6 protein-coding genes are annotated in these 10879 nt (G+C 56.8%); 5 read left to right on the top strand and 1 reads right to left on the bottom strand.

Translation table 11 applies throughout. The features are described from left to right. Positions 1 to 176 precede the first annotated feature (176 nt). The 4 genes from metA (at position 177) to aceK (ending at position 6127) form a co-directional block, all read left to right on the top strand. Positions 177 to 1106, top strand: coding sequence for a homoserine O-acetyltransferase MetA (metA, locus tag E0L16_RS21770; protein WP_063865536.1), 930 nt, complete (start codon positions 177 to 179; stop codon positions 1104 to 1106). Between the two features lie 270 nt (positions 1107 to 1376). Beyond that, a complete protein-coding gene (gene aceB / locus E0L16_RS21775) occupies positions 1377 to 2978 on the top strand; it encodes a malate synthase A (protein WP_131638291.1) in 1602 nt (533 codons plus the stop codon). Positions 2979 to 3009: 31 nt separating this feature from the next. Then, on the top strand, positions 3010 to 4314 hold the full coding sequence (gene aceA, locus E0L16_RS21780) for an isocitrate lyase (protein ID WP_063449886.1): 1305 nt from the start codon (positions 3010 to 3012) through the stop codon (positions 4312 to 4314). 49 nt (positions 4315 to 4363) lie between these two features. Beyond that, on the top strand, positions 4364 to 6127 hold the full coding sequence (gene aceK, locus E0L16_RS21785) for a bifunctional isocitrate dehydrogenase kinase/phosphatase (protein WP_131638293.1): 1764 nt from the start codon (positions 4364 to 4366) through the stop codon (positions 6125 to 6127). Here the strand turns inward: aceK and iclR are convergent. Beyond that, positions 6081 to 6908, bottom strand: coding sequence for a glyoxylate bypass operon transcriptional repressor IclR (gene iclR, locus E0L16_RS21790; RefSeq protein ID WP_000258962.1), 828 nt, complete (start codon positions 6906 to 6908; stop codon positions 6081 to 6083). The genes aceK and iclR overlap by 47 nt on opposite strands. Before the next feature lie 193 nt (positions 6909 to 7101). Here iclR and metH point away from each other — a divergent pair, with 193 nt between their 5' ends. After that, complete coding sequence (metH, locus tag E0L16_RS21795; RefSeq protein ID WP_165498437.1) at positions 7102 to 10785, top strand: methionine synthase; 3684 nt, start codon at positions 7102 to 7104, stop codon at positions 10783 to 10785. Positions 10786 to 10879 lie beyond the last annotated feature (94 nt).

Below are 10879 nucleotides of genomic sequence, written 5' to 3' on the forward strand. Positions count from 1 at the left end.
TATTTTTCCCCCTCTCCCCGTGGGAGAGGGCCGGGGTGAGGGCATCAAACCGCACCATCCCCTCCTTGAAACTTTCTCACCTTCTGCTTGCAGACTCGACATTAAGCCCGTTTCTGGGTATCGTTAGCTGTCTGGATGTCTAAACGTTTATACGTATGCTGTGAGGATTTTAGGTTATGCCGATTCGGGTGCAGGACGAGCTACCAGCCGTCAATTTCTTGCGTGAAGAGAACGTCTTTGTCATGACAACTTCACGTGCTTCTGGTCAGGAAATTCGCCCGCTGAAGGTGCTGATCCTCAATCTGATGCCAAAGAAGATCGAAACGGAGAACCAGTTCCTGCGTTTGCTTTCAAACTCTCCGCTTCAGGTTGATATCCAGCTGCTGCGCATTGATGCACGAGAGTCACGCAACACGCCCGCCGAGCATCTGAATAACTTCTATTGTAATTTTGCGGACATCCGCGATGAGAACTTCGACGGACTGATCGTCACCGGCGCACCGCTGGGTCTGGTGGAATTTAATGACGTTGCCTATTGGCCGCAGATCAGGCAGGTGCTGGAGTGGGCAAAAGATCACGTTACATCCACCTTGTTTGTCTGCTGGGCGGTACAAGCCGCGCTCAATATTCTTTATGGCATCCCTAAGCAAACCCGTAGCGAAAAGCTTTCTGGTGTGTATGAACATCACATCCTTCATCCTCACGCGCTGCTGACACGCGGCTTTGATGATACTTTCCTTGCGCCTCACTCCCGCTATGCCGATTTCCCGGCACAGCTGATCCGCGATTACACCGACCTGGAAATTCTGGCCGAAACGGAAGATGGCGATGCCTACCTGTTTGCCAGTAAAGACAAACGTATCGCGTTCGTTACCGGCCATCCTGAGTATGATCCCGACACCCTCGCGTCAGAGTATTTCCGGGATGTCGAGGCGGGTCTTAATCCGGATGTCCCGTACAACTATTTCCCGAAAAACGATCCGCAAAACAAACCAGGAGCCACCTGGCGCAGCCACGGAAATCTGCTGTTCACTAACTGGCTCAACTATTACGTCTACCAGATTACGCCGTACGATCTTCGCCACATGAATCCGACGCTGGAGTAATCGTCTGCATTAAACGATCCTAAAGCGTTTCAGCTATTCAGATCAGGCACCTTCGGGTGCCTTTTTTATTTCCGAAATCCTGTTCAACATGCCAGTAAACTTTAACTCCATATTAATCATCAAGTTGCGTTGTAATTAAAATTAAAATGGAAATTGTTTTTGATTTTGGAAAATTTATAGATAGTCTTAATTCTGCTGAGCGAAAACTACACAACGATCTTTCGTTCGCATTGGGGGCGTGATTTTGGATCTTTGATGAGGAGCAGAACGATGACTCAACAGGCAACCACGGTCGATGAATTGACCTTTACCCAGCCGAATGGTGAGCAAGAACAGCAGGTTTTGACGGCCGAAGCGGTAGAGTTCCTGACTGAACTGGTGACCCGCTTTACGCCACAGCGCAATAAACTGCTGGCGGCACGCATTCATCAGCAGCAGGAAATCGATAACGGCAAGTTGCCAGGCTTTATTTCGGAAACTGCTTCCATTCGCCATGGTGAGTGGAAAATTCGCGGAATTCCTGAAGATTTACAGGATCGTCGCGTGGAGATCACCGGCCCGGTAGAGCGCAAAATGGTGATCAACGCCATGAACGCCAACGTCAAAGTCTTTATGGCCGATTTTGAAGACTCGCTGGCACCGGACTGGCGGAAAGTGATCGACGGGCAGATTAATCTGCGCGATGCCGTCAACGGCACCATCAGCTACACCAACGAAGCCGGTAAAATTTATCAGCTCAAACCGAACCCGGCGGTGCTGATCTGCCGCGTACGCGGTCTGCATCTTCCTGAAAAACACGTCACCTGGCGCGGAGAAGCGATTCCGGGGAGCCTGTTCGACTTTGCGCTCTACTTCTTCCACAACCACGAAAGCCTGCTGGCGAAAGGCAGCGGCCCCTATTTCTATCTGCCGAAAACCCAGTCCTGGCAGGAAGCGGCGTGGTGGAGTGAAGTATTCAGCTACGCAGAAGACCGCTTCAGCCTGCCGCGCGGCACCATTAAAGCCACGCTGCTGATTGAAACCCTGCCTGCCGTATTCCAGATGCATGAGATCCTCCATGCGCTGCGCGACCACATTGTGGGCCTGAACTGCGGCCGTTGGGATTACATCTTCAGCTACATCAAGACGCTGAAAAACCATGCCGACCGGGTATTGCCGGATCGTCAGGTTGTCACCATGGATAAACCGTTCCTCAGCGCCTATTCGCGCCTGCTGATCAAGACCTGCCACAAACGCGGGGCGTTTGCGATGGGCGGCATGGCGGCGTTTATCCCGAGCAAAGACGCAGAGCGAAACAATCAGGTGCTCAACAAGGTGAAAGCCGACAAAGAGCTGGAAGCGCGTAACGGCCACGACGGAACGTGGATCGCGCATCCCGGCCTGGCCGATACGGCGATGGAGGTCTTTAACCGCGTGCTGGGCGACAACAAAAACCAGCTGTTTGTCATGCGCGAGGATGATGCCCCAACGGCTGAAGAACAGCTGCTGGCACCGTGCGCGGGCGAGCGAACGGAAGAGGGGATGCGCGCTAACATCCGCGTCGCCGTGCAGTACATCGAGGCATGGATCTCAGGCAACGGCTGCGTGCCAATATACGGCCTGATGGAAGATGCTGCCACGGCGGAAATTTCCCGCACCTCTATCTGGCAATGGATCCACCATCAAAAAACGCTCAGCAACGGCAAACCGGTCACCAAAGCCCTGTTCCGTCAGATGCTGGCCGAAGAGATGCGGGTCATCCAGGACGAACTGGGCGAGCACCGCTTCAGCAGCGGGCGCTTTGACGACGCTGCGCGCCTGATGGAGCAAATCACCACCTCAGATGACTTAATCGACTTCCTGACCCTGCCGGGCTACCGCTTCCTGGCGTAATTCACCACATAACAATATGGAGCATCTGCACATGAAAACCCGTACCCAACAAATCGAAGAATTACAGAAAGAGTGGACTCAACCGCGCTGGGAAGGCATCCGTCGCCCGTACAGCGCAGAGGAAGTGGTGAAGTTACGCGGCTCGGTAAACCCGGAATGTACGCTGGCGCAGAATGGCGCGGCGAAAATGTGGGATCTGCTGCACGGGGGATCTAAAAAAGGCTATATCAACAGCCTCGGTGCACTGACCGGCGGTCAGGCATTGCAGCAGGCGAAGGCCGGCATAGAAGCCATCTACCTTTCCGGCTGGCAGGTCGCGGCGGACGCCAACCTGGCCTCCAGCATGTATCCGGATCAATCTCTTTATCCGGCCAACTCGGTGCCGTCGGTGGTGGATCGGATCAACAATACCTTCCGCCGCGCGGATCAGATCCAGTGGGCCGCAGGCATTGAGCCCAACGATCCGCGTTTTATTGATTACTTCCTGCCGATCGTGGCGGATGCGGAAGCGGGTTTCGGCGGCGTGCTTAACGCCTTTGAACTGATGAAATCGATGATTGAGGCCGGTGCAGCGGCCGTTCACTTCGAAGATCAGCTGGCGTCGGTGAAGAAGTGCGGGCATATGGGCGGAAAAGTTCTCGTCCCGACCCAGGAAGCGATTCAGAAGCTGGTTGCCGCGCGTCTGGCTGCTGACGTGCTCGGCGTGCCGACGCTGGTGATTGCCCGTACCGATGCGGATGCGGCGGACCTGATCACCTCTGACTGCGATCCGTACGACAGCGAATTTATTACCGGCGAGCGCACCAGCGAGGGGTTCTATCGCACGCATGCCGGTATCGAACAGGCCATCAGCCGCGGTCTGGCCTATGCCCCTTACGCCGACCTGGTCTGGTGTGAAACCTCCACGCCGGATCTGGCGCTGGCGAAGCGTTTTGCCGATGCGATTCATGCGAAATATCCGGGCAAGCTGCTGGCCTATAACTGTTCGCCGTCCTTCAACTGGCAAAAAAATCTGGACGACACGACCATTGCCAGCTTCCAGCAGCAGCTGTCGGATATGGGCTACAAGTACCAGTTCATCACCCTGGCGGGTATCCACAGCATGTGGTTCAACATGTTCGACCTGGCGCACGCCTACGCGCAGGGTGAGGGCATGAAGCACTACGTTGAGAAGGTACAGCAGCCAGAATTTGCAGCAGGAAAAGAGGGCTATACCTTCGTTTCTCACCAGCAGGAAGTGGGAACCGGCTACTTCGACAATGTGACCACGATTATTCAGGGCGGCACTTCCTCCGTCACGGCATTAACGGGTTCAACCGAAGAAGCACAGTTCTAATTTTTCCCCCTCTCCCCTTTGGGGAGAGGGCCGGGGTGAGGGGGAATCTATGTCGCGTGGTCTGGAATTATTGATTGCCCAAACCATTCTTCAGGGCTTTGACGCCCAGTATGGCCGTTTTCTGGAAGTGACCTCCGGCGCGCAGCAGCGCTTTGAGCATGCCGACTGGCATGCGGTTCAGCAGGCTATGAAGCAGCGTATCCATCTTTATGACCACCACGTAGGCCTGGTGGTGGAGCAACTGCGTTGTATTACCGACGGTAAAAGTCCGGATGCGGCATTTTTACTGCGCGTGAAAGAGTGTTACACCCATCTGTTACCCGACTACCCTCGCTTCGAGATTGCGGAGAGCTTTTTCAACTCCGTCTATTGCCGGTTATTTGACCACCGCTCATTATCTCCTGAGCGGTTATTTATCTTCAGCTCCCAGCCTGAGCGCCGCTTTCGTACTATTCCGCGCCCGCTGGCGAAAGATTTCTTTCCCGATCGCGGGTGGGAAAAGCTCCTGCATCGCATCTTAACGGATTTGCCGCTGCGCCTGCCGTGGGAGAACAAACTCCGGGATATCGGCTATATCCATGCGCATCTCCGTGAAACCTACGGCGAGGAGGTGCTCAGCCGCAGCCATGTGCAGGTGGCTAACGAGCTGTTCTACCGGAATAAGGCCGCCTGGCTGGTGGGCAAACTGATTACGCCGACGGCCATTGTGCCGTTTCTGCTGCCCATTCACCGTACCGACGACGGCGAACTGTTTGTCGATACCTGCCTGACCACCAGCGCCGAGGCCAGCATCGTTTTTGGTTTCGCCCGCTCCTATTTCATGGTTTATGCTCCGCTGCCGGCCGCCCTGGTAGAGTGGCTGCGCGAGATCCTGCCGGGCAAAACCACCGCCGAGCTGTATATGGCGATCGGCTGTCAGAAGCATGCCAAAACGGAAAGTTATCGTGAATACCTGCGCTATGTCACCGCGGCGGATGAGCAGTTTATCGAAGCGCCGGGCATCCGCGGCATGGTGATGCTGGTCTTCACGCTGCCGGGCTTCGATCGGGTGTTTAAGGTGATTAAGGATAATTTCGCCCCGCAGAAAGAGATGACCGCCGCCCACGTCCGCGCCTGCTATCAGCTGGTAAAAGAGCACGATCGCGTCGGGCGAATGGCCGATACCCAGGAGTTTGAAAACTTTGTACTGGATAAGGGGCAGATCGATCCGGCGCTGATGTCGCTGTTAATGCAGGAAGCGCCAACGAAAATCACCGATCTGGGCGATAAAATAGCGATTAGCCATCTCTACATTGAGCGCCGTATGGTGCCGCTCAACATCTGGCTGGAACAGTCAGAGGGCCAGGCTTTGCGTGATGCCATCGAAGAGTACGGCAACGCCATCCGCCAGCTCGCCGCCGCCAATATTTTTCCCGGCGATATGCTGTTTAAAAACTTCGGCGTCACCCGTCACGGGCGGGTGGTGTTCTACGATTACGATGAAATTTGTTACATGACCGAGGTAAACTTCCGCGACATACCGCCGCCGCGCTATCCGGAAGACGAGCTGTCCAGCGAGCCGTGGTACAGCGTTTCGCCGGGCGATGTGTTTCCCGAGGAGTTTCGCCATTGGCTGTGTGCGGACCCACGCATCGGGCCGTTATTTGAAGAGATGCATGAAGATCTGTTCCACGCCAGCTACTGGCGCGGGCTACAAACGCGGATCAAAAATGGACATGTGGAAGATGTTTACGCTTACCGCCGCAAGCAGCGGTTTTGTGTGCGGTTTAACGAATCCCACCATACGCCAGCGTCACCTCTTTCGCGGCCTTAATCACCAGCGCGCCCAGCTCGGTGACGCGATCGTCGGTCATGCGCGAAATTGGCCCGGAAATCGAGATCGCGGCGAACGGCTCGCGGTGCTCGTCGAAAATACAGGACGCGAGGCAGCGCAGGCCAAGGGCGTGTTCTTCGTCATCAAACGAATAGCCGCGCTTGCGGGTCAACGCCAGATCTTCTTTCAGATGCACCGGCGACACCAGCGTGGCGTGGGTGTAGGCGTGCAGCCCTTTACGGTGCAGCAGCCCGGTCACCTGCTCTTCGCTCAGCTGCGACAGAAACGCTTTACCCGCCCCGGAGGCATGCATCGGCAGCTTGCCGCCAATCGGCGCGGACATGCGCATCAGCTGCGTGCACTGCACCTGGTCGATAATAATGGCCTGATGATCGCTCTGGTCCAGCACCGCAAGGTTGACCGTCTCGCCGGACTCTTCCATCAGCTTGCGCAGGATCGGGTGAACAATCGCCAGCAGGTTGCGGCTTTGCAGAAAACTGCTGCCGACAATAAACGCATGCGCGCCCACTGCCCAGTGTCCCAGCTCGCCCACCTGACGCACGAAACCCAGCTGCTGCATGGTCGTCAACAGACGGTGGGTCGTGGAGTTCGGCAGGCCAGCCTGCTGGGCCAGCTCCGTCAGGGCCACGCTACCATGCGATTCGGCTATCCATTCCAGCAGCTTCAGGCCGCGGGTCAGGGACTGAACCTGTCCACCGGGCTGTGCGGCAGGGTTTGCAGCAGGTTTTCTGCCGCGTTTAGCGGGAACGGTCGTAACCATGACGAACTCCTTTTTCTGTATCGTGGAAATCATTTTCGTTTTATTTGGTGAATTTGCAACCGCTTTCCTGACTGATCGGAGGAGTGATGGTGAACATGTCTCATGTTCCCGCCGTGTGGCTTTTCGGCCCTGCGAGATTATGCCAGTATGGAACGCAGCCTTTTGGCCATGTTGAGCGTTGTCGGGAGCAAGTGTGAGCAGCAAAGTAGAGCAACTGCGTGCGCAGTTAAATGAACGCATTCTGGTGCTGGACGGTGGCATGGGCACCATGATCCAGGGCTATCGTCTGAGCGAAGACGATTTCCGCGGCGAGCGCTTTGCCGACTGGCCTTGTGACCTGAAAGGAAACAATGACCTGCTGGTGTTGAGCAAACCGTCCGTCATCCGGGATATCCACAACGCCTACTTTGAAGCGGGGGCGGATATTGTTGAAACTAACACCTTCAACTCGACAACCATCGCCATGGCGGATTACCAGATGGAATCCCTGTCGGCGGAGATCAACTTTGAGGCGGCCAGGCTCGCCCGCGCCTGCGCCGACGAATGGACCGCCCGTACCCCGGATAAACCGCGCTACGTTGCCGGGGTGCTTGGCCCGACGAACCGCACCGCGTCAATTTCACCGGACGTAAACGATCCGGCGTTTCGTAACATCACCTTCGACCAGCTGGTGGCCGCCTATCGTGAGTCTACTAAAGCGCTGGTGGAAGGCGGTTCCGACCTGATCCTGATTGAAACCGTATTCGACACCCTCAATGCCAAAGCCGCGATTTACGCGGTGAAAGAGGAGTTCGAGGCGCTGGGCATTGACCTGCCGATCATGATTTCCGGCACCATCACCGACGCCTCGGGGCGCACGCTTTCCGGCCAGACCACCGAAGCCTTCTATAACTCGCTGCGCCACGCTGAAGCCCTCTCCTTCGGCCTGAACTGCGCGCTGGGGCCAGACGAGCTGCGCCAGTACGTGCAGGAGCTTTCGCGCATCGCCGAATGCTACGTCACCGCCCATCCGAACGCCGGTCTGCCGAACGCGTTTGGCGAATACGATCTGGATGCCGACACCATGGCAGCGCAAATCCGCGAGTGGGCCGAGTCTGGCTTCCTGAACATCGTTGGCGGCTGCTGCGGCACCACGCCGGAGCACATCGCGGCCATGAGCCGCGCCGTGGACGGGCTGCTGCCGCGCAAGCTGCCCGAGCTTCCGGTTGCCTGTCGCCTTTCCGGCCTTGAGCCGTTGACCATCGGCGACGACAGCCTGTTTGTGAACGTGGGTGAACGTACCAACGTTACCGGTTCCGCAAAATTCAAGCGCCTGATCAAAGAAGAGAAGTACAGCGAAGCGCTGGACGTCGCCCGCCAGCAGGTCGAGAGCGGCGCGCAGATTATTGATATCAACATGGACGAGGGGATGCTCGACGCCGAAGCGGCGATGGTGCGTTTTCTCAACCTCATTGCCGGTGAGCCGGACATTGCCCGCGTGCCAATCATGATTGACTCCTCCAAATGGGACGTCATCGAAAAGGGGCTGAAATGCATTCAGGGTAAAGGCATCGTCAACTCCATTTCGATGAAGGAAGGGGTCGATACTTTTATTCACCACGCGAAGCTGGTGCGCCGCTACGGGGCCGCCGTGGTGGTGATGGCCTTCGATGAAGTGGGCCAGGCCGATACCCGTGAGCGCAAAATTGAGATATGCCGCCGCGCCTACAAGATTTTGACCGAAGAGGTGGACTTCCCGCCGGAAGACATCATTTTCGACCCGAACATCTTCGCCGTCGCGACCGGTATTGAAGAGCACAACAATTACGCCCAGGACTTTATCGGCGCGTGTGAAGACATTAAACGCGAGCTGCCGCATGCGCTGATCTCCGGTGGCGTGTCGAACGTCTCGTTCTCGTTCCGTGGTAACGACCCGGTGCGTGAGGCGATCCACGCCGTGTTCCTCTACTACGCCATCCGCAACGGGATGGACATGGGGATCGTTAACGCGGGCCAGCTGGCGATTTACGACGATCTGCCGGCGGAGCTGCGCGACGCCGTCGAGGACGTGATCCTTAACCGCCGCGACGACGCCACCGAACGCATGCTGGAACTGGCGGAGAAATATCGCGGCAGCAAGTCGGATGAATCAGCCACCGTTCAGCAGGCCGAGTGGCGCGCCTGGGACGTGAAAAAGCGTCTGGAATACTCGCTGGTGAAAGGGATTACCGAGTTCATCGAGCAGGATACCGAGGAAGCGCGTCAGCAGGCAGCCCGCCCGATTGAGGTGATCGAAGGGCCGCTGATGGACGGCATGAACGTGGTCGGCGATCTGTTCGGCGAGGGCAAGATGTTCCTGCCGCAGGTGGTGAAATCCGCCCGCGTCATGAAGCAGGCTGTGGCTTATCTGGAACCCTTTATCGAAGCCAGCAAAGAGAAGGGCTCCAGCAACGGTAAAATGGTTATCGCTACCGTGAAGGGCGACGTGCACGACATCGGCAAAAACATTGTTGGCGTGGTGTTGCAGTGTAATAACTACGAGATTATTGACCTCGGCGTGATGGTTCCGGCGGATAAAATCCTCAAGACCGCACGCGAAGTCAACGCTGACCTGATTGGTCTTTCAGGGCTGATCACGCCGTCACTGGACGAAATGGTCAACGTGGCGAAAGAGATGGAGCGTCAGGGCTTCACCATTCCGCTGCTGATTGGCGGGGCCACCACCTCGAAAGCCCACACGGCGGTGAAAATCGAGCAAAACTACAGTGGGCCGACGGTGTATGTCCAAAACGCCTCGCGCACCGTGGGAGTGGTCTCCGCGCTGCTTTCCGATACCCAGCGCGATGAGTTTGTCGCCCGCACCCGCAAAGAGTACGAAACCGTCCGCATTCAGCACGGCCGTAAGAAACCGCGTACGCCGCCGGTGACGCTCGCCGCCGCGCGCGATAACGACCTGGCCTTTGACTGGGCAAGCTACACCCCGCCGGTCGCGCACCGTCTGGGCGTGCAGGAGGTGGTCGCCAGCATCGAGACGCTGCGCAACTACATCGACTGGACGCCGTTCTTTATGACCTGGTCGCTGGCGGGCAAATATCCGCGCATCCTGGAAGACGAGGTGGTAGGCGAAGAGGCGAAACGCCTGTTTAAAGATGCCAACGACATGCTCGACAGGCTGAGCGTAGAGAAAGCCCTCAATCCGCGCGGCGTGGTGGGCCTGTTCCCGGCAAACCGCGTGGGCGACGACGTGGAAATCTATCGCGATGAAACCCGCACCCACGTGCTGGCCGTGAGCCATCACCTGCGCCAGCAAACGGAGAAAGTGGGCTTTGCCAACTACTGCCTGGCGGATTTTGTTGCGCCGAAGCTGAGTGGGAAAGCCGACTATATCGGCGCGTTTGCCGTCACCGGGGGTCTGGAAGAAGATGCGCTGGCGGATGCGTTCGACGCACAGCATGATGATTACAACAAAATCATGGTGAAAGCGATTGCCGACCGTCTGGCGGAAGCCTTTGCTGAATACCTGCACGAACGCGTACGTAAGGTGTACTGGGGCTACGCGGCGAATGAGAACCTCAGCAACGAGGAGCTGATCCGTGAAAACTACCAGGGCATTCGTCCGGCACCGGGGTATCCGGCCTGCCCGGAACATACCGAGAAGGGCACTATCTGGAAACTGCTGGACGTAGAAGCGCATACGGGCATGAAGCTCACCGAGTCATTTGCCATGTGGCCGGGCGCGTCCGTTTCCGGATGGTACTTCAGCCACCCGGACAGCAAGTACTTCGCCGTCGCGCAGCTTCAGCGCGATCAGATTGAAGATTACGCCCAGCGTAAAGGCATGAGCGTGTCAGAGGTAGAACGCTGGCTGGCACCGAATTTAGGCTACGACGCAGACTAACGTCACTTTTCCTTACAACAAACAGGGCACCTCCAGGGTGCCCTGTCTCTTTCTTACGTTTAAACCCTTATACTGGAAGAAGGTTCTTACCACA

The sequence above is a fragment of the Enterobacter quasihormaechei genome, from assembly GCF_004331385.1.
GTDB lineage: Bacteria > Pseudomonadota > Gammaproteobacteria > Enterobacterales > Enterobacteriaceae > Enterobacter > Enterobacter quasihormaechei.

Coding starts and splice junctions, on each gene's coding strand:
- aceK (WP_131638293.1), top strand. CDS start 4,364: ATGTCGCGTGGTCTGGAATTATTGATTGCCCAAACCATTCTTCAGGGC.
- iclR (WP_000258962.1), bottom strand. CDS start 6,908: ATGGTTACGACCGTTCCCGCTAAACGCGGCAGAAAACCTGCTGCAAAC.
- aceB (WP_131638291.1), top strand. CDS start 1,377: ATGACTCAACAGGCAACCACGGTCGATGAATTGACCTTTACCCAGCCG.
- aceA (WP_063449886.1), top strand. CDS start 3,010: ATGAAAACCCGTACCCAACAAATCGAAGAATTACAGAAAGAGTGGACT.
- metA (WP_063865536.1), top strand. CDS start 177: ATGCCGATTCGGGTGCAGGACGAGCTACCAGCCGTCAATTTCTTGCGT.